This window comes from Cocleimonas flava, from assembly GCF_004339015.1.
In the GTDB taxonomy this organism is placed as follows: Bacteria; Pseudomonadota; Gammaproteobacteria; order Thiotrichales; family Thiotrichaceae; genus Cocleimonas; species Cocleimonas flava.
Map to the genome: position 1 here is coordinate 1,260,744 of NZ_SMFQ01000003.1, position 19,322 is coordinate 1,280,065.

The 19,322-nt window shown below is 41.7% G+C and carries 17 protein-coding genes; 10 read left to right on the forward strand and 7 right to left on the reverse strand.

Annotated elements, in window-relative coordinates; all coding sequences use genetic code 11:
• The first annotated feature begins 320 nt into the window (after positions 1-320).
• From moaA to EV695_RS11755, 3 genes are read left to right on the forward strand one after another with little or no spacing between them, the layout of a single operon-like run.
• Positions 321-1,376, forward strand: a complete 1,056-nt coding sequence (gene moaA, locus EV695_RS11745) for a GTP 3',8-cyclase MoaA (RefSeq protein ID WP_131906103.1) — start codon at positions 321-323, stop codon at positions 1,374-1,376.
• Between the two features lie 4 nt (positions 1,377-1,380).
• On the forward strand, positions 1,381-2,256 hold the full coding sequence (locus tag EV695_RS11750; RefSeq protein WP_131906104.1) for a formate dehydrogenase accessory sulfurtransferase FdhD: 876 nt from the start codon (positions 1,381-1,383) through the stop codon (positions 2,254-2,256).
• Positions 2,257-2,265: 9 nt separating this feature from the next.
• A complete protein-coding gene (locus tag EV695_RS11755) occupies positions 2,266-3,183 on the forward strand; it encodes a helix-turn-helix transcriptional regulator (RefSeq protein ID WP_131906105.1) in 918 nt (305 codons plus the stop codon).
• A 71-nt stretch (positions 3,184-3,254) separates the two neighbouring features.
• Here EV695_RS11755 and lipA read toward each other — a convergent pair whose 3' ends face one another.
• From lipA to dld, 5 genes are all read right to left on the reverse strand, one after another.
• The gene (lipA, locus tag EV695_RS11760) at positions 3,255-4,217 is read right to left on the reverse strand and encodes a lipoyl synthase (RefSeq protein ID WP_207907057.1); all 963 of its coding nucleotides are present in this window, start codon (positions 4,215-4,217) and stop codon (positions 3,255-3,257) included.
• A 7-nt stretch (positions 4,218-4,224) separates the two neighbouring features.
• Complete coding sequence (lpdA, locus tag EV695_RS11765) at positions 4,225-6,009, reverse strand: dihydrolipoyl dehydrogenase (protein WP_131906106.1); 1,785 nt, start codon at positions 6,007-6,009, stop codon at positions 4,225-4,227.
• Between the two features lie 14 nt (positions 6,010-6,023).
• Entirely contained in the window at positions 6,024-7,658 is a 1,635-nt protein-coding gene (locus EV695_RS11770) for a dihydrolipoyllysine-residue acetyltransferase (protein ID WP_131906107.1), read from the reverse strand.
• Positions 7,659-7,673: 15 nt separating this feature from the next.
• On the reverse strand, positions 7,674-10,358 hold the full coding sequence (aceE, locus tag EV695_RS11775) for a pyruvate dehydrogenase (acetyl-transferring), homodimeric type (RefSeq protein ID WP_131906108.1): 2,685 nt from the start codon (positions 10,356-10,358) through the stop codon (positions 7,674-7,676).
• 316 nt (positions 10,359-10,674) lie between these two features.
• Positions 10,675-12,408 carry a D-lactate dehydrogenase gene (gene dld / locus EV695_RS11780; protein WP_131906109.1) on the reverse strand — a complete coding sequence of 578 codons (1,734 nt, stop codon included), beginning with the start codon at positions 12,406-12,408 and terminating at the stop codon, positions 10,675-10,677.
• A 245-nt stretch (positions 12,409-12,653) separates the two neighbouring features.
• Here dld and EV695_RS11785 point away from each other — a divergent pair, with 245 nt between their 5' ends.
• Together EV695_RS11785 and lldD are read left to right on the forward strand one after the other, a co-directional pair.
• Entirely contained in the window at positions 12,654-13,457 is an 804-nt protein-coding gene (locus EV695_RS11785) for an FCD domain-containing protein (RefSeq protein ID WP_131906110.1), read from the forward strand.
• A 160-nt stretch (positions 13,458-13,617) separates the two neighbouring features.
• Positions 13,618-14,757 carry an FMN-dependent L-lactate dehydrogenase LldD gene (gene lldD / locus EV695_RS11790; RefSeq protein WP_131906111.1) on the forward strand — a complete coding sequence of 380 codons (1,140 nt, stop codon included), beginning with the start codon at positions 13,618-13,620 and terminating at the stop codon, positions 14,755-14,757.
• 187 nt (positions 14,758-14,944) lie between these two features.
• On the opposite strand, the gene EV695_RS11795 is transcribed toward lldD, so the two are convergent.
• Complete coding sequence (locus EV695_RS11795) at positions 14,945-15,922, reverse strand: integron integrase (RefSeq protein WP_131906112.1); 978 nt, start codon at positions 15,920-15,922, stop codon at positions 14,945-14,947.
• Between the two features lie 230 nt (positions 15,923-16,152).
• Between EV695_RS11795 and EV695_RS11800 the strand changes: the two genes are divergently transcribed.
• The 5 genes from EV695_RS11800 (at position 16,153) to EV695_RS11820 (ending at position 18,863) form a co-directional block, all read left to right on the forward strand.
• Positions 16,153-16,461: a hypothetical protein gene (locus EV695_RS11800; RefSeq protein WP_131906113.1), complete on the forward strand. Its 309-nt coding sequence runs from the start codon at positions 16,153-16,155 to the stop codon at positions 16,459-16,461.
• A 92-nt stretch (positions 16,462-16,553) separates the two neighbouring features.
• The gene (locus EV695_RS11805) at positions 16,554-16,853 is read left to right on the forward strand and encodes a hypothetical protein (protein ID WP_131906114.1); all 300 of its coding nucleotides are present in this window, start codon (positions 16,554-16,556) and stop codon (positions 16,851-16,853) included.
• 135 nt (positions 16,854-16,988) lie between these two features.
• Complete coding sequence (locus tag EV695_RS11810; RefSeq protein WP_131906115.1) at positions 16,989-17,558, forward strand: dihydrofolate reductase family protein; 570 nt, start codon at positions 16,989-16,991, stop codon at positions 17,556-17,558.
• A gap of 194 nt (positions 17,559-17,752) precedes the next feature.
• Complete coding sequence (locus EV695_RS11815) at positions 17,753-18,106, forward strand: hypothetical protein (RefSeq protein ID WP_131906116.1); 354 nt, start codon at positions 17,753-17,755, stop codon at positions 18,104-18,106.
• A 121-nt stretch (positions 18,107-18,227) separates the two neighbouring features.
• Complete coding sequence (locus EV695_RS11820) at positions 18,228-18,863, forward strand: hypothetical protein (RefSeq protein WP_131906117.1); 636 nt, start codon at positions 18,228-18,230, stop codon at positions 18,861-18,863.
• On the opposite strand, the gene EV695_RS11825 is transcribed toward EV695_RS11820, so the two are convergent.
• A complete protein-coding gene (locus EV695_RS11825) occupies positions 18,860-19,228 on the reverse strand; it encodes a transposase (RefSeq protein WP_279388045.1) in 369 nt (122 codons plus the stop codon). The genes EV695_RS11820 and EV695_RS11825 overlap by 4 nt on opposite strands.
• Positions 19,229-19,322 lie beyond the last annotated feature (94 nt).

Here is a 19,322-nt window from a genome sequence, read left to right on the forward strand (position 1 = left end):
ACTTGGTAAATAGCCAACGGTATAATTTGTACCATTCATCCGAACATTGAAGACATTAAACACCGAACCACCCAACAAATAATTGCGCGAGGCTTACTCTTCCATCATTTAGAAATAATGGTACGAAAATTGCTACAACTGGTAAAACAAGTCCTATAAGCTATAGTTAATAAATCAGTAACGACCACTAAACACGAATGCGCACAACAACTGACAGAATAACGAGCAAAACCAGAAGTTGAGTAGCCAAGCAAGTAACAAAGAGAGCTATACACAGAGCGCAATATATTTAAACAAAGCAAAAAAACACACAGGCCACAATGACAGATAACTCCAAACAAAATGCGACAGAATCACAGCAAGTGACACAGAATAATACCGACACTAAGCCTCAGCTGGTAGATCGATTTGGTCGTCAGGTGACTTATGTCCGTCTATCCGTGACTGATCGCTGCGATCTACGTTGTGTTTACTGCATGTCCGAAGATATGACCTTTGTGCCTCGTGAACAATTACTCACACTTGAAGAAATGAGTCGAATTGGTAAAGCCTTTGTAGAGCTTGGCGTAAACAAGATTCGTATTTCAGGCGGAGAACCTCTGACACGTCGAAATATACTCACTGTGTTCGAATCTCTGGGAGAGCTTGACGGACTCAAAGACCTGACTATCACCACCAATGCCACGCTACTCGAAAAATACGCTCAGCCTTTAAAGGATGCAGGCGTTACTCGTATCAATGTCAGCCTTGATACCTTAAACGAAGCACGCTTCAAAAAAATCACACGCATCGGCAAGCTTGAAAAAACCATGTCTGGCATTGATGCAGCATTAAAAGTCGGCTTCCAAAAAGTAAAACTCAACAGCGTCATCATGAAAGATTACAACGATGATGAGATTAATGCGCTGGTTGAATTTGTTCGCGAACGTGGCATGGACATTAGCTTTATCGAAGAAATGCCACTGGGTGAAATTGGCGACCATGATCGTGCCGAGACCTATTTCTCAAGCGACAAAATACTGAGCAAGTTACAAGAAAGCTACGAACTCACAGCGACTGATGAAACAACTGGAGGTCCTGCCAAGTACTTCCGTTTTAATGACTCTGACAGCCGAGTCGGATTTATCTCTCCACATAGCCATAATTTCTGTGACGACTGTAATCGTGTTCGCGTTACGGCAGAAGGCATGCTGTTATTATGCCTTGGTCAGGAACATTCAATGGATCTACGCAAAATTGTCAGAGCCAACCCAAATGATGACGAAGCGTTGCGCTCAGCCATTATCGATTCCATGCAACTAAAACCGAAAGGGCATGATTTCAACCTCAACGGACAACCTATTATCATGCGCCACATGAGTGCTACGGGAGGCTAAGCTCTTGTCTCCAACACCCTCATCCGATAGATCCACACAAAAACCCGAACTCACAGACGAAGGTCTAGGCGCTGCTTTTGCAGTAAATGGGATCAATGAGTTTGGCGAAACCATAGAAGGTCACATTGCTGCCGAACGTGCCCTCACCATCTATCTCAACAAACGCGAAATAGTCACACTCATGACTTTAGGTACACAGCCTGAATTATTGGTGCTGGGCTGGTTACGCAATCAACGCCTGGTAAAGAATGCCAGCGACATTCGAGCGATTCAGGTTGATTGGGAAACGGAATCCGTTGCGGTTACCACACACGATGCCATTGATGGTATAGACGAAAAACTGAGCAAAAAAACTGTAACCACAGGCTGCGGACAAGGCACAGTCTACGGCGACATGATGGATGGTTTGAGCCAGATTCAATTACCCAAAGTTTCACTACGCCAATCCAGAATTTACGAGTTACTAGCAACACTCAATAAACATAACGAAATCTACAAAAAAGCCGGCGCGGTTCATGGCTGTGCTTTGTGTCAAGATACCGAGAATCAACGATTTGTCGAAGATGTCGGGCGTCACAATGCAGTAGACGCGATCGCAGGTTATATGTGGTTACACGATATTAGCGGCGGCGACAAAATCTTTTACACCACCGGCAGACTCACTTCAGAGATGGTTATTAAAGTGGCGCAAATGGGCATTCCTGTTTTATTGTCTCGCTCTGGCGCAACGCAAATGGGTTATGAAATTGCCAAACAACTCGGTGTGGTACTAATATCTCGCGCAAAGGGAAAACATTTTCTCGTCTATAACGGCGCTGAAAATATTGAGTTTGACGCAATACCAAATAAAATTACTTCCAAATCAAACACTGCTTCATGAGCTAAACCAATGAGTAAACCCAGTTCACTAGACCTCAATACCCCGTTTCTTAGCGTAAAGCAGGTTTCAGAATATCTCCAACTAAACGAAAAAAAGGTTTATTCACTGGCTAACGAAGGCCATATACCTGCAACCAAAGTGACGGGTAAATGGATGTTCCCCAGGGAACTCATCGATCGCTGGATGCTAGACTCGTCTCATAGTGGTTTATTGAAAGACCGATTGATTATCGCTGGCAGCGATGATCCATTACTGTATCGCGTGGTCAATACCTATGCCGCACAAATGGGCTCTCATGCTCTGGTTAGTTATTCACCAACCGGAACGGGCATTGGCTTAAAACTTTTACAATCACAACGCATCGATGTTTGCGGCATGCACTGGGGCCCAACGGCAGAAAGCAGAATGCGTCACCCTGCGCTTTTACAACAACACGCACAATATAAAAACTGGGTATTAATCAGAGCCTTTCAGCGTGAACAAGGTCTAATAGTCAGCCCTAAACTTTTACAGCTATCCGAAAGTCCTGATGCTTTTTTTGACACACAATATCGCTGGGCGATGCGCCAAAAAGGCTCAGGTGCACAACGTTTCTTACTGGAAATTCTCAGCCATTATCACAAAACCACTGATCTTCTAAATTGCGAAGTAGAAGCTAATTCAGAACGCGAAGCCGCAGCCGCAATTGCGATGGATATGGCAGACATCGCACCTGGCGCACGCTCGGTTGCGACAGAGTTCGGTTTAGGGTTTATCAGTTTAGGCTGGGAATCTTTTGATTTAGCGCTACCCAGAAATATCTGGTTCAGGCATTTGTTTCAAGAATTTATCAATGAATTGAAATCATTACCTAGCCAGCAAATGGCCGAGGCACTAACAGGGTACGATTTAACGTCCTGCGGTGAATTGGTTTGGGGAGATGATTAAAAACAGGGAGATGACGTGACTTATAGATCATATAGGTCACCCCCCTACTTTGAGGCACTTTTTTGGTGTTCTTAAGTACCAGTATTGCCAATCACTGTTTTAGCTTGCAGGTCCGCATGGTAAGAAGAACGCACCAATGGACCACTTGCAACATGCTTGAACCCGAGGTCTTCCGCATAGATTCTTATTTCTTCAAACTCATCCGGCGAATAATAACGCTCTACCGGTAGATGAGAATCAGAAGGTGCGAGGTATTGACCCACTGTAAGCATTCGGCAACCGTGATCATACAAATCCTTCGACGTTTCCTTTATCTCATCCATGGTTTCACCCAAGCCCACCATTAGTCCCGATTTAGTTGGGATGTTTTGATGACGTTCTCCGAACTTTTTGAGCAAATCCAGAGACCACTGATAATCAGCACCAGGTCGCGCTTGTTTATACAATCTCGGTACGGTTTCAATATTGTGATTGAAGACATCAGGCGGCTCTACGGACATTTCTGCAATCGCAATATCCATTCGCCCCCTAAAATCAGGCGTAAGCACTTCAACACTAATACCCGGCTGTGCTTCACGCGCAGCGCGAACACAATCGGCGAAATGTTTGGCACCACCATCTCTTAAATCATCACGATCTACCGAAGTGATTACCACATACTTGAGACCCATCTGCTGAATCGCTTCCGCTAAGTGACGCGGCTCATCTTCATCAACCGGCAACGGACGACCATGCCCTACTTCACAGAATGGACAACGGCGCGTACACACCTGACCCAGAATCATAAAAGTTGCCGTACCATTGCCAAAACATTCCGGCAGATTTGGACAAGAGGCTTCTTCACACACCGTATACAGCTTTTTATTGCGTAACATCCCGCGCACATGTGCCGCTTGAGAGGCCGATGGCAATTTAATTTTCAACCACGCAGGTTTCTTCAACGGCTCATCTTTGGGAACTACTTTAATTGGAATGCGGGCAACTTTATCTGCCCGCCGTAATGGAACTCCGGGTTCTGGTTTTGTATATGACATAATCTTATTACTTCTTCTTTTTTGGCGCGTAAAGGTCTGTAATCGTCCCTTCAAACATTTCCGCCGCCATTGCTACAGTCTCAGACAATGTAGGATGTGGATGCACAGTCAAACCGATATCCGCAGCATTTGAACCCATTTCTATCGCATGAGCTACTTCTGCGATTAATTCACCTGCATTAATCCCAACAATTCCAGCACCTATAACTCGCTCATTCTTTTCATCAAAAATAAGTTTAGTCATGCCTTCTTCACGCCCCATTGATAATGCACGACCACTGGCCGCCCATGGGAAAACGCCTTTACCGTATTTGAGACCTTGTGCTTTCGCTTCTTCTTCAGTAACACCTACCCACGCAATTTCTGGATCTGTATATGCTACCGATGGAATGACTCTGGCATCGAAATGACTTGGTAAACCTGACGCCGCTTCAGCTGCTGTCTTGCCTTCATGAACCGCTTTATGCGCGAGCATAGGCTGACCAATAATATCTCCAATTGCAAAAATATGTGGTTGAGTGGTGCGCATTTGACTATCCACGACCTGCACAAAACCGCTTTTATCAACAGCAACACCAGCGTTCTCAGCACCAATTAATTTCCCATTTGGTGTACGACCCACAGCAACTAAAACACGATCATAAACTTGAGGTTTTTCAGGCGCCTGCTTGCCTTCAAAAGTCACTTTCATGCCTGACTTAGTTGCTTCAACTGCAGTCACTCGGGTTTCCATCAAAATGGCTTCATACTTCTTTTTGATGCGATTGGTATAGGGCTTAACGATATCTTTATCAGCACCTGCAACCAGATTTGGTAGCATTTCAACAACTGTGATTTTAGAGCCTAGTGCCGAATAAACCGTCGCCATTTCAAGACCAATAATTCCACCACCAATAACCAACATACGCTTTGGCACATCAGCAAGTTCCAGTGCGCCCGTTGAATCAATGACGCGCGGATCTTCTGGAATAAACGGTAAATGAACCGCCTCAGAACCTGCCGCTATAACAGCTTTATCGAATTTAACGACAGTCTTTTTGCCGTCTTCAGCAGTGACTTCAACATGATTCGGATCGAGGAATTTACCTACCCCGCTTACAACCTGTACTTTACGTTGCTTGGCTAAACCACTTAGTCCTCCTGTCAAACGACTGACGATTTTCTCTTTCCATGTTCGTAATTTATCGATATCGACTTTAGGCTTTTTGAAATCAATACCGATCTCATTAACCTCTTCAGACTCATCGAGTACTTTGGCTGCATGCAACAATGCTTTAGAAGGAATACACCCCACATTCAGACAGACACCACCCAATGTTGACCAGCGCTCAATTAATACCGTTTGCATACCTAAATCGGCGGCACGAAAAGCCGCGGTGTAACCACCCGGACCTGCACCCAACACCAACATTTCACACGTCACATCTGCACCACCTGAATGGCTAGAAGCGCTTGGTGCGCTAACAGCCGCAGGCGCTGGTGCCGCTTGTTGTGTGGAAGTGTCTTTTGCAGGAGCTGGAGCAGACTCTGGTTCAGTTGCTGCTGCCCCTTCTTCTACTTCCATAAGACAAACAACAGAACCTTCGCCGGCTTTATCGCCAACCTTTAACTTCATCTCTTTGATCGTGCCTGCATGCGAAGATGGCACATCCATTGAAGCTTTGTCAGACTCTAACGTTAACAATGCATCTTCTTCGGCGACAACATCTCCAGGACCAACTAAAACTTCAATCACATCTACTTCATCAAAGTCGCCAATATCAGGGACTTTTATTTCAATTACATTACTCATTTAAAACTCCCTGTTTAAAGCATTAAGTTGCGAACATCAGACAATACGAAAGATAGGTGACTAGCGAAACGTGCCGCATAAGCACCATCAATCACTCTATGATCGTATGAAACAGCTAGCGGCTGAATTAAACGATCAACAATTTCACCGTCTTTACGCACCAAACGTTCCTGAGATCGAGTGATACCGAGAATCGCAACCTCTGGAGCATTTACGATCGGAGTAAAATTCGTTCCACCGATACCGCCTAGGCTAGAAATTGAGAAACAACCACCTGACATATCAGCCGCTTTCAATTTACCATCACGTGCTTTAACCGAGATTTCTCCCAGCTCGCGCGCCAGTTCAAACATACCTTTGCGATCAACATCTTTAATCACAGGAACGACTAAGCCATCAGGTGTATCGACTGCAACGCCGATATTGTAGAACTTACGCATGATTAAATTCTCACCAGCATCATCCATCGCTGAATTGAATTTAGGGAATTCTTTTAAACCGGACGCAACCGCTTTCAACATGAATACAAGCGGCGTGAAGTTGAAGCCCATTTCTTTGGCTTTGCCTTTGATTGTGCCGCGGTAAGCCTCCAACTCGGTAATATCAGCTTCGTCAAAATGCGTCACTTGCGGAACATTCAACCAGGCTTTATGTAGATGCTTAGCAGAAAGCTTTCCAATTCGAGACATTGGAACCGTTTCAATTTCACCAAATTTAGACCAGTCTGGTTGAGTAATTAAAGGAATACCCATTTCTCCACCAGCGGCTTTAGTCGGTGCGGTACTTGATGAGCTTGAAGCAGCTGCAGCAGCTGGTTGACCACCATTTGCACTGAAGCTATTGAGGTCATCTTCCGTAATTCTACCTTGACGACCAGTGCCCGTAACCTGTGTTAAATCAACCCCTTGTTCACGTGCTTTGCGACGTATTGATGGGCTGGCGTGAGCTCGACGGAATGCTTCAGAATCTTTTACATTAGAAGCCGCAGGAACTCGTGCAGGTGCTTTTGCCGCACCACTACTGCTTACATCAGGTACTGGATTTGAATCTGCGGCGGCTTTTGTGCCACCTTTCGTTTCGAGCAGCATGATTAAACTGCCTTGTGAAACCTTATCACCCACTGCAATTTTCAGCTGTTTGACCACACCCGCTTTTGGCGCTGGGATATCCATCGAAGCTTTATCAGATTCAAGAGTAATAAGAGAGTCTTCTTCTTGAACGGTATCACCCTCTGCAACCAACACTTCAATTACATCGACACTGTCAAAATCACCAATATCAGGCACTAGAATCTCTTCTAATCCGCCACCGCCATATCCACTTCCACCCGCACTTGGCGCGGCACTTGATGCTGCAGACCCGCCTCCCACTTTAGGTTGTGCATTATCTACAGCTACGTTTACACTTGATTCATCTGAATCTTCCAGAATCAGAATCAAACTACCTTCAGCCACCTTATCTCCAACGGCTACTTTAATCTCTTTGACCACACCACCTGCCGTGGCAGGTATATCCATAGAGGCTTTATCAGACTCCAGTGTAATAAGCTCATCATCAATTGAGATGGTATCGCCAACGTTTACTAATACTTCAATGACATCGACTTCAGAGAAATCACCGATATCAGGTACTAACATTTCTTTACTCATTATTATTTCTCCGAATTATGCGTGTAGCGGATTAGTTTTATCAGGATCGATGCCATACTTTTTGATAGCTTCTAACACTGTTTTATTTGTAATACCTTTCGCTTTTTGATCAGCTAATGCTTTCAGCGCGGTAATTGCCACATAACGGCTATCGACCTCAAAGTGCTCACGTAATGCTTCGCGACTATCAGAGCGACCAAAGCCATCGGTACCAAGTACATGGTAATCATTCGCAATGAATGGTCGAATTTGCTCTGCATACATTTTCATGTAATCCGTAGCCGCAATCACTGGACCTTTGGCTCCATCGAGACATGTTTCAACCCAGCTTTTACGTGGTTTCTTATCCGGATGTAGCAAATTCCAGCGCTGCACATCTTGTCCATCACGAGTTAACTCATTAAGACTTGGCGTAGACCAGATATCAGCTGCGATATCCCAATCATTTTTCAATAAGTCCGCAGCTGCAATGACTTCACGCAAGATAGACCCACAACCTAATAACTGAACAGTATGCTTTGCTTTACCCTTCGCTTTTTGGAATTGGTACATACCTTTGATGATGCCTTCTTCCGCACCTTTAGGCATTGCTGGCATGCTGTAGTTTTCATTCAGCGTGGTTATGTAGTAATAAACATTCTCGTTATTTTCATACATGCGCTTTAAACCATCGTGATAAATCACGGCAAGCTCGTAAGCAAACGTTGGATCGTATGACATACAATTAGGGATGAATTGCGCAAATAACTGGCTGTGCCCATCCTGATGTTGCAGACCTTCTCCATTCAGGGTAGTACGTCCAGAAGTCGCTCCTATCAAGAATCCTCGAGCCAACATATCACCGGCAGCCCAGGCCAAGTCACCAATACGCTGGAAACCAAACATGGAATAGAAAATGTAGACAGGTATTGTCATCACACCATTGTTTGCGTATGAGGTTGAAGCAGCAATCCACGACGACATAGCGCCATCTTCATTGATACCTTCTTGCAACATCTGACCGTTCTGTGATTCTTTATAAGGCATGATGTCTTTAGAATCCATTGGCACATATTTTTGACCTTCGTGCGCATAAATACCCACTTGGCGGAACATGCCTTCCATACCAAAAGTACGTGCTTCGTCCGGCACAATCGGCACTAAACGAGGACCAATCTCTTTATTACGAGCAACAGCAACCATGATTCTCACCATTGCCATGGTTGTCGACATAGTTCGTTCGCCCGTATCTTTTAATAGCGCATCAAATATTGATAAATCAGGAATATTCAGTGTTTCATATTCTTGTGATCGACTAGGTAAATAACCACCCAACGCTTTACGCTTTTCATGTAAATACAACATCTCAGGCGAGTCGGCTGCTGGCTTGTAGAAATCAGCCGCATCTACTTGCTCATCTGAGACAGGGATAGAAAATCGATCGCGTAATTTACCCAACTGGCTAGCACTTAACTTCTTCTGAGAATGACTGATATTCATTCCCTCACCCGCTTCACCCATGCCATACCCTTTTACGGTATGCATAAGTATCACGGTAGGTCGATCTGGTGTATTTATAGCTCTGTGATATGCAGCAAATACTTTTTCCTGATCGTGACCACCGCGCAGAAGATCAAGATAGATTTGATCATCAGTCCAGTCGTTGACCAGCTCTTCTATTCCATATTTAACAAACAGGTGCTCACGAACATAAGCCCCGCCTTTGTTTTTGAAGTTCTGGTATTCACCATCGACGGTTTCCATCAATGCTCTTTTCAAGGTATTACCATGCTGAGGATCATTTAACAGTGGATACCAGGCTGACCCCCAGAGAACTTTAATGACATTCCAGCCACCGCCTCTGAAGTTACTTTCTAATTCTTGTACTATTTTACCGTTACCACGAACTGGCCCATCTAATCGCTGAAGATTACAGTTCACGACGAATATAAGGTTGTCTAATTTTTCACGTGAGGCTAATGAGATTGCACCTTGTGATTCAGGCTCATCCATCTCCCCATCGCCCAGAAATGCCCAGACTTTACGTTGCTCTGAAAGTTTTTCTGCTTTCGGAGATAGCCCTCTATTTTGTAGATATTTAATGAATCGAGCCTGATAAATAGCCATGATCGGACCAAGACCCATGGATACCGTAGAAAACTGCCAGAAGTCAGGCATCAAGTAAGGATGTGGATAAGAAGAAAGACCTTTACCGCCCGCCTCTATTCTGAAGTTATCCAGTTGCTCATCAGTCAATCGACCTTCTAAATACGCTCTTGCATACGTACCGGGCGCAGTGTGCCCTTGAACAAATAGCATGTCGCCACCACTAGGATGATCAGCACCTTTCCAGACATGGTTATAACCCACTTCATACATAATCGCTGACGATTGATACGAAGCGATATGCCCACCAGGCTCAGCTGGTTTGCGGTTAGCTTTAACCACCATAGCTGTTGCATTCCAACGGAGTGCGCGAAGAATTTTACGTTCCGTTTCTAGATCTCCGGGATATGCCGGCTGCTGATCTGTCGGAATTGTATTTACGTAAGGGGTATTATCTTTGGGAGGTTCAACACCGGCTTCAAAAGCGGCATTTATTGCTTGATTTAAAAGATATCGAGCGCGTTCTGGTCCTTCTCTTTCTATAACAACGTCAATGGCTTCCTTCCATTCACTTGTTTCCTGGGGGTCTAAATCGGTTACATCTTCACTACTCATGCGTTGTTTCTCCTAGCGGTAGAATTTTGTTAGTGTTGTAAGACTTATTATTAATCTTATTTAACTGTGAAAATTATGTTCTTATCAATGTTATAGCTTATATTTCAGGTAAAGTTATTGAAGGAATAATGATTCGTATTAATAAGAATAATTAATGGCCTAATAAATAAAAAAGGCCTATAAGTGGGGGGGGTGTATAATAGATTCGAAAAAGAATTTTTTTCGATAAAAAACAGATACTTTTTAATCAAAATAATCATAAAAACCGAACAAAAAACACATTATCGTATTGATATTCGAAAACTATGTTTAATGATTATAAACAGCAGCTACAATTTCTTTTGTGCTTACTCATTTTTCCGATGCCTGGATTAAATGTATTGGTAGGATCAAGCTCACGATAAAATGATTTTAAATCCTGCTCCGCTTCATACAAATGTCCCACATTATGTTCTGCAGGATATTTCGCCCCTCTTTCATCAAGAACGGCTAGCATGGCTTTTTTTACTGCTTCGGTGTCTGCGCCTTTCTTCAAAATATAATCCTGATGAAAAACATGACACATGAAATGGCCGTAATACAAAGCAGAATCAATTTGATCGCTAATTTCACGAGGCAGGTTTTCGACCCAATTCATATCGTTTCTTCTTAAGGCGATATCCAAAGCCAGAATATCCCCAACTTTATGACTCTTGACCGTTTGATAACGAATGGCAGCACCTGCTGCGGCAAAACGAAGTAACATCGCCTTACTTGCTTCATCATCAGTACAGACAAAGAAATCACCATCGTTGGCAAGCCCATCAGAATTATTTGAAGCAAAGAAATCAGTTAAAAAGCTTTGGGCTTCTGCGATACCCTCATCACTCATTTTAAGAATAAGGTGATGTTCATATTTATCACGGAACTGAATCATACGTTTTGGCAAATGCTTCGGCCAAAAATGACTCGCAAACTGCATCACATGATCAGTTAAGAATTTTGGAAGTAGCGGAATTTTATTGAGGGTTGCATCAATACGCCCTTTCCACGCGAACATCTTTGGCAGACTATCTGTACCCAGATGCTGGATCGTTAAAAATGTATCTTTACCGTACTTTTCACCAATATCGAACATATCGCCATGAAGATACTCACCCACATCGGGTACATTTTCGAACTCACTTAAGATATGTCTCCGCAGCTTGGTTAATACCTGCGCGTCATTGGTTCCGATGTAAAACGTTTGTTCTTGCTTCGCTACTTCAAAGGTGTCGAGTCTAACCGCGAATACCGCTAATTTACCGGCACAACCACTGGCTTCGAATAAACGACGTTTATCCGCATTAAAGCGGGCTGGCGTGACTGCATCGATATCACGAATGCGCTCTACATACTCTCTATCTGAGGCCAATTTTCCGCCATCATCGAGATCATCGGTGGAAAAATCTTGTCGCTCTAAACGGGCGATTATCTCTTCGGGTGTTGCATCTGCCGAATCGCCTAAATCAATACCAAGGTGATTCACGAGTTCTAACTCGCCTTTCTCATTGACGCGCGCATACAAAGCCAGCTCAGTATATGCCGGACCACGCTTCACCAGAGAACCACCAGAATTATTAGACACACCACCAACGATCGATGCACCAATACTCGACGAACCGATGACCGAATGCGGCGCTCTTTTTAACGGCTTAAGCTTCTTTTCAAGTGCATGCAAGGTTGCGCCTGCAAAACCTAACACCTGCTCTCCACCATTTAACAAAACTATATTATTGATGCGTAAAGTATTGATGATAACCACTTCACGGTCATAGTCGTCATTATTGGGTACAGAACCCGCCGTCAAACCCGTATTGGCAGCTTGCATAATAATGACGGTATTGGCTTCAACACAGACTTTTAAAACTTGCCATAACGTCAATAATGAATCAGGAAACAACACTGCTAATGCACCACCACTACCCGCACGGAATCCTTTACGGTAATACTCCGTTTTCTTTTCATCTGTGGCTACTTTTTCCTGACCCAGAATATTTTTGAGTGCTGTTATCAATTCATTATTAGACATAGTTTTTCTCTTAAAATTTTATGGCAGGTGTAGCACGAGTATTACCAATACTTTCAAATAATTGGTAATACCAATTTACCAATTACCTTACCAATTTAAAAGAAGAGTAGTTAATTTTCTGAAAAAATCAAATTATTTCTCATACTATTTGCCTATTTATAAGGATTTCAGACACTTATAAACTTTCTTGATTTCTTGCTTTTATCGACTACAATAATAAATAATTGGTAAGACCAGAGACCATCATGCACAAAAAACGAATTGCAGATACCATTGCAGATAAACTACAGACCCTGATTGTTGAAGGCAGTCTTAAACCAGGTGATCGCCTACCTGCAGAAAGAACACTCGCTGAAAGCTTCGGCGTATCGCGCCCATCATTGCGGGAGGCCATTCAAAAATTACAAAGTCGTGGCTTACTTAAAACTCGACCTGGTGGCGGTACAACGGTCGAATCGAGCTTGAATCCTGAGTTCGTTGATCCACTGATCAGCTTTTTTCAAGAACACCCGGAATCACGCTTTGATGTACTCGAAGTCAGGCACTCTTTAGAAGGGAATGCAGCGTGGCATGCCGCTATCCGCGCAACAGACGAAGATAAAGAAAACATCAAAGCCTGTTATGAAAAAATGATTTTACTGCACAATGGCGACGACCCATTGGCAGAAGCACAGTCGGATGCAGAGTTTCATTTAAGTATTGTCGAAGCATCACACAACCTTGTTTTATTGCACATGATGCGCGGTTTGTTCACCTTATTACAAAATAGTATTTCGCATAATCTGGACAAGCTCTATACCTTACCACGAGTATTTGAACCACTGAGTAATCAGCATAAAGCGTTAATGGAAGCCGTTATCGCAGGAGATCCGGAAAAAGCCCGACAGGCAGCTCAAGATCATTTGGCATTTGTAGAAGACTCGTTACAAGAAATCGATAAAGAAGAAGTTCGTAAAACGCGTTCGTTGCGTCGTTTAACGACATTAAACGCGTTACAAACTGAGCCGAACAAAAACAAGGCTCAAAAATTCAGCCAAGATCAAACCTAGTTTAAAAAACCAACAACTTATGACGCTGCATATTTGACTCACAAATAAAGAAGATTATTTCAACAAAAGAATCTGGTGAGTTTTACCAGATATAAATACAAATACTATGTATTAGTTACATAGCCCTATAAATAACGTTACACAAAGTAGGATTGTTAACATGATTATTTCTGCACCAACTGATTATCGTAAGGCTGCAAAAGCAAAGCTCCCCCCATTTTTATTTCATTATATTGACGGCGGTTCCTACGGTGAACACACGTTAAAACATAATACTGAAGATTTAGCGGATGTTGCCTTAAGGCAGCGTATTTTGAATAATATGTCAGACCTAAACCTGGAAACAGAAATCTTTGGTGAAAAGCTAGCGATGCCGATAGTACTTGCGCCAGTAGGTCTTTTAGGCATGTTTGCTCGTCGAGGGGAAGTACTCGCAGCAAAAGCAGCCGATAAAAAAGGCATTCCATTTACCATGTCTACCGTATCTGTTTGCTCAATAGAAGAAGTAACACCAGCAATAGAACGGCCGATGTGGTTCCAACTCTACGTACTTAAAGATCGTGGATTTATGGAGAATGCACTGCAACGCGCTAAAGCAGCAGGTGTAACCACTTTAGTTTTTACTGTTGATATGCCTGTGCCTGGCGCTCGTTATCGTGATATGCATTCCGGTATGAGTGGCCCCAATGCTGCTGCTCGTCGAGTTTTTCAATCTATGCGCCACCCACAATGGGCGTTTGATGTCGGCGTTTTTGGCAAGCCCCATGATCTTGGCAATATCTCAACTTACCGTGGCGAACCCACCAAATTAGAAGACTATATTGGCTGGTTAGGTAATAACTTTGACCCTTCAATATCATGGAAAGACCTGGAATGGATCAGAGATTATTGGGATGGTCCTATGATTATTAAAGGCATCCTTGATGTAGATGACGCTAAAGACGCGGTTAGTTTTGGGGCTGATGGCATTATTGTTTCCAACCATGGTGGACGCCAACTAGATGGTGTGATGTCATCCGCGAGAGCCCTGCCCGATATAGCAGATGCCGTAAAAGGTGATCTTAAAATTTTTGCAGACTCAGGCATTCGTTCTGGTTTAGATGTAGTCAGAATGATGGCATTAGGTGCAGATTGCACACTACTTGGTCGATCTTTCATTTATGCCTTAGCAGCACAAGGGCAAGCAGGTGTAGAAAATTTATTAGATTTGTACGAAAAAGAAATGCGTGTCGCAATGACGCTGACAGGCGCTAAAAGCATCAATGATTTGAGTCGTGATTCCCTGGTCAATATTGATTAGTTATTGATTAGTAAGCGTTAATAAAGATTAACACTCACCTACTCTATATTAGTCGGCTTTATAACCGGCTAATATAGAAAACACACAGGTGAATCAAATAAATAAAAGACTGTGGCAAACTTTACAATTTGTGATTAGCAGCCAAAAATTCCATCTACTTTTTAAGTATTTTTCCTAAACAAGCCACTTATTTATCAGACAAAATCCGACTTAAAGGACTTTGAACACCATCTGCCCCTTGCTTAAGAATATGAGTATAAATCTCAGTTGTTTTGACATCAGAATGACCTAATTGTGACTGTACTGTACGAATATCAACCCCATTTTGAAGTAAATGCGTAGCAAAAGAGTGCCGAAGTGTATGTGAACTTACTGGCTTGTTAATACCAGCTTCGCTGCATGCTTTTTTGATAATACGGTTAATCATCGACTCATCAATATGATGCCTTCTAATCAAACCAGTCCCCGGTTCGACGCTGAGTTTATAAGAAGGGAAAAGATAGTGCCAACCTAATGTTTTGTTAGCAGCACGATATTTTCTCTCAAGCGCATTAGGCAAAAATACACCACTGTAGTGCGGGTTTTCTAAATCTTCCTCAAGGTAATTTTTTACACGCTGTATCTGTGTGTGAATTGCAGGTATAAGCTCAACCGCCAACGTCGTAATCCGACTCTTATAACCTTTAGAATTCCAAACTCTCACCTGCTTCATCTCAAAATCAATATCATTAACCCTTAAACGAAGTAACTCAATGCGCCTCAAACCAGAACCATAAAGCATTCCCAACATTAATTTATAATTTGGTTCTACTTTCGAAAACAACAACATTATCTCTTGCTGAGTAAGCACAATGGGCAATTTAGCAGGACGTTTTACTCGCCTAAATTGACTAAGATCACCTAAAGGCTTCTCTAAAAACTTATTATACAAAAACACCAAAGCATTCAACGCCAAAGATTGCGTACTTATAGACACAGACCTATTCACCGCAAGATGCGTTAAAAATAACTCAACTTCTAATACCCCCATTTCATCGGGATGTTTTTTAGAATTAAAATTAATAAACGCCTTAATCCAGTAAATATAAGACTGAATCGTACGCTTACTATACTGGCGAACCTGCATATACTTCGAAATATTGGTTAAAAATTGAGATTCAGGCATAATAACTATTACTTATTCGGTTAATTTACAAAGCATACAATAATCGAACAAGAAACAGGGACGAGTCCCTACTTTTCAGTAGTAAAAACCAGACAAAAAGCAGAAAACTCATTTTTATTAATAACTTAAGTGTCCCCGTTAAAAAACGAGAAAAGAATTAGAAGGATTCCCTATAATATTATTAAGAGGGACTTAGTCCTTCTTAATAGACTGTTATAAAGTAAAGGAGTATGAGTATCTCAGGTTATAAAACTATAATTACAATGTTTACCGTTGTGTTAGTAATAATTATACCTTTAGCATTATTTAGCCCTGCAATATTCTCAGGCATCTCTTTTTTTCTTATATCTGAGTTTGCTTTTTATTCATCTGTTATTTCTTTCGTATTGGGAATAATGTTTTTTATTGCTGCAATTCTTCTTACTGAAGAAAACAAAAAAAGGGTTGTTGCTGCACGATTTGAAACAGGTATGGAGGCAATGATATTATGCATACCGTATATAATCTATTTAGCTATTAAACAATTGGTTACAAAATGAATTACAATATTTATAACAAGTTGCTTCATCGGAAAAACTACTCGCTCGCGCTCGCATTTTTCCGCTGAGCAAGGCGTTATGAGTAAAGACAAATGAATGCGTTTGGTATTTTTCTACTAATTATAGGAACAATAGTTGGTTTGTTTTACGGAGCAATATCTGGGCAATATGCATTTTTATATTTAACACATGAAAACCCCGGAACAGGTAGTCAATCTGAGTTATTAATGGGTGTAGCTTTTCCACTTCTAATTGCTTGTCCAGCATGGTTATCTGCATCATTAGGTGCATATTTGAATAGACATAGATTAAAAAACTGGCTTCAGCTTGTAATTTATAGTTTTGCTTTTCTATCTAGTAGTTTGCTACTTTACTTTTTAATATTTGGGTAAAATAAACTGTAATGCAATTAATCTCATAACAAGTTGCAGCATTGGAAAACCAACTCGCTGGCGCTCGTTGTTTTCCACTGTGCAAGGCGTTAGGTTGCTAGATGTGATATCGGTAATAAATTTTAGGAAATACGAATGAGAAAATTAAAACTGCAAGTTCAAATATCATTGGATGGCTTTATAGCTGGACTCAATGGCGAGATGGATTGGATGGTTTGGGATTGGGATGACGAACTAATAAAATACGTAGAAGAAATAACAGAGCCTGTTGATTGTATAGTTCTTGGTAAAAATCTCGCTCAAGGGTTTATTCCGCATTGGTCTAAAATAGCTGAAGACTCTAGCCACCCAGAGTATGTAGGGGGTAGAAAGTATACAGATACACATAAGGTCGTTTTTACAAAAACCCTAGAACAGGCAGAGTGGAAAAATACTGAATTAGCAAAAGGGGATATAGCTCAGGAAATCTCCAATCTAAAAAAGAAAGATGGGATGGACATCATTGCATATGGTGGAGGGAAATTTGTTTCTTCACTAGTAAAACATGGCCTAATAGATGAATTCCACCTGTTTGTAAATCCCGTTGCAATTGGAAAAGGAATGCCAATATTTGCAGAACTAGATAGAAATCAAAAATTTGTACTTGAGGCTTCACAAAATTATTCCTGTGGCATAGCTGTTCTGCGGTATCGTGTATCAACCTAACAAGGCAATTAAACAAAAGCACAACAAAAACACGTTGTGCTGGACTCGCTAACGCTCGCCGTTTATTGCGGCGTTATGTAGTCTGCGACGCAAAAGCAATAAATTGGGGTTTATTAGTAAATTTTGACACCCCCCTACTTTTAGGCTCTTTTTATAAGTAGAAATGTGTTTTAAATTTTATCTAAGGAAAGTTAATGTTAAATCGATCAACAAATTATATTTTGGCAGTTGTTACTTTATTAATCTCTGGTTGTTCTAGCACAGGTGTAGTTCCGATGAGTCAGGATTCATACTATATCGGTAAAAAAGATGGTTCACCCGGTCTAGGTGTTTCACTGAGCAATAAAGCAAAAGTCTACCAAGAGGCTAATGCATTTTGTCTCAAAAAGAACCTCGAAGTAATGGTTCTGCGTGAGACTGTAACGCCAGCAGCTCCTGCACGCCTCGGCTCAACTGAGTTACATTTCAAATGTGTAAAACCTGGAGGAACAGCTAAACCATTAGCAAAAGATGCAGACACAGTCATTAAAGTACAGCCTGGCTTATAGTTTGCCTCTTACTCAATTCTACATAACAAGGCAATTAAACAAACGCACAACAAAAACACGTTGTGCTGGACTCGCTAACGCTCGCCGTTTATTGCGGCGTTAGCATTACTAGGGTTAAATATTGAGTAATAAACACATAATAATATTTTCAATACTTCTAAGTATAATAGTCGCTTTTATTAGTTTTGTGCTTGGAATAAGTATTGGCGCTTCATCTGAACAAGAAAGTTTTTTAAAATTTACAATTCCAATTTTAGGTGTTATCGGTAATTGGGTCGCAGGTGTTGGTGCTATATTCGCAGTTTTTGTTGCACTTTGGCTTGCAGAACAACAAAGAAAAAGAGATTCTGAAAATCTTAAACTTAATTTCAGTGCATTCATTACTGCTGGAAATCCAAATTCTTATTTAGCAGTTGCAGTCACGTCTAATGGTAATAAACCCAGTAGAATTAATTCAATATCTGTACACTCAAAAAGCTCAAAAATAGCATTAGTTATTATGCAATTTGACATTGAAGGCCATCAACCACCAACATTGCTTAATTATGGAGAACAAGCAAGATTCATTTTTGTGCCAAAGACTGAAGAGGGTATAAGAAACTTTGTAAAAGAGAATGGATCAGGGCTTTATAAAAATTTATACTTGGGAATATCAACCTCAACAAGCTTTTTTAAAACTCCGTTTAGCCCTGCCGTAATTGAATATTTACAGAAAATTATGCTAACAAGTGACTGTGGTTCCAAGTCAACCTTTTAAGCCAATTTTTCATCCCAAACCTCCCCTTTTTTCACCATTGTATTGAGTATGGTAATCATCTTTCTCATACAGGCTACGATGGCTACTTTTTTCGGTTTGCCTTTAGAAACTAAAGCATGGTATTCCCGTTTAAATTTTGGGTTGGATTGTATCGTCGACATCATCGCCATAAACAAAACCGTTCGGATTCTTGCTCTTCCTCCACGGATTCTTCGTTTGCCACGATAAGCGCCACTTTCTTTATTCATAGGTGCTACGCCGACTAAGGCTGCAATCTCTTTTCGATTCAGTTGACCAAGTTCAGGCAGGTCACTCAAAAGCGTATAAGCCAGGACTTTCCCCACGCCTTTTACACTGAGTAATATCTAGAGTTCTACTCCAATCCGGTGTGTCTTCTATCAGTTTATCCAGAGTTTGTTCAACCCAATCTATCTCTTTTTGTAGATGTTTGATGAGTCG

Excerpts from the sequence above, each read along its gene's own strand:
- moaA (WP_131906103.1), top strand. The coding sequence starts at position 321 with ATGACAGATAACTCCAAACAAAATGCGACAGAATCACAGCAAGTGACA.
- EV695_RS11755 (WP_131906105.1), top strand. The coding sequence starts at position 2,266 with ATGAGTAAACCCAGTTCACTAGACCTCAATACCCCGTTTCTTAGCGTA.
- lipA (WP_207907057.1), bottom strand. The coding sequence starts at position 4,217 with ATGTCATATACAAAACCAGAACCCGGAGTTCCATTACGGCGGGCAGAT.
- lpdA (WP_131906106.1), bottom strand. The coding sequence starts at position 6,009 with ATGAGTAATGTAATTGAAATAAAAGTCCCTGATATTGGCGACTTTGAT.
- EV695_RS11770 (WP_131906107.1), bottom strand. The coding sequence starts at position 7,658 with ATGAGTAAAGAAATGTTAGTACCTGATATCGGTGATTTCTCTGAAGTC.
- aceE (WP_131906108.1), bottom strand. The coding sequence starts at position 10,358 with ATGAGTAGTGAAGATGTAACCGATTTAGACCCCCAGGAAACAAGTGAA.
- dld (WP_131906109.1), bottom strand. The coding sequence starts at position 12,408 with ATGTCTAATAATGAATTGATAACAGCACTCAAAAATATTCTGGGTCAG.
- EV695_RS11785 (WP_131906110.1), top strand. The coding sequence starts at position 12,654 with ATGCACAAAAAACGAATTGCAGATACCATTGCAGATAAACTACAGACC.
- lldD (WP_131906111.1), top strand. The coding sequence starts at position 13,618 with ATGATTATTTCTGCACCAACTGATTATCGTAAGGCTGCAAAAGCAAAG.
- EV695_RS11795 (WP_131906112.1), bottom strand. The coding sequence starts at position 15,922 with ATGCCTGAATCTCAATTTTTAACCAATATTTCGAAGTATATGCAGGTT.
- EV695_RS11800 (WP_131906113.1), top strand. The coding sequence starts at position 16,153 with ATGAGTATCTCAGGTTATAAAACTATAATTACAATGTTTACCGTTGTG.
- EV695_RS11805 (WP_131906114.1), top strand. The coding sequence starts at position 16,554 with ATGAATGCGTTTGGTATTTTTCTACTAATTATAGGAACAATAGTTGGT.
- EV695_RS11810 (WP_131906115.1), top strand. The coding sequence starts at position 16,989 with ATGAGAAAATTAAAACTGCAAGTTCAAATATCATTGGATGGCTTTATA.
- EV695_RS11815 (WP_131906116.1), top strand. The coding sequence starts at position 17,753 with ATGTTAAATCGATCAACAAATTATATTTTGGCAGTTGTTACTTTATTA.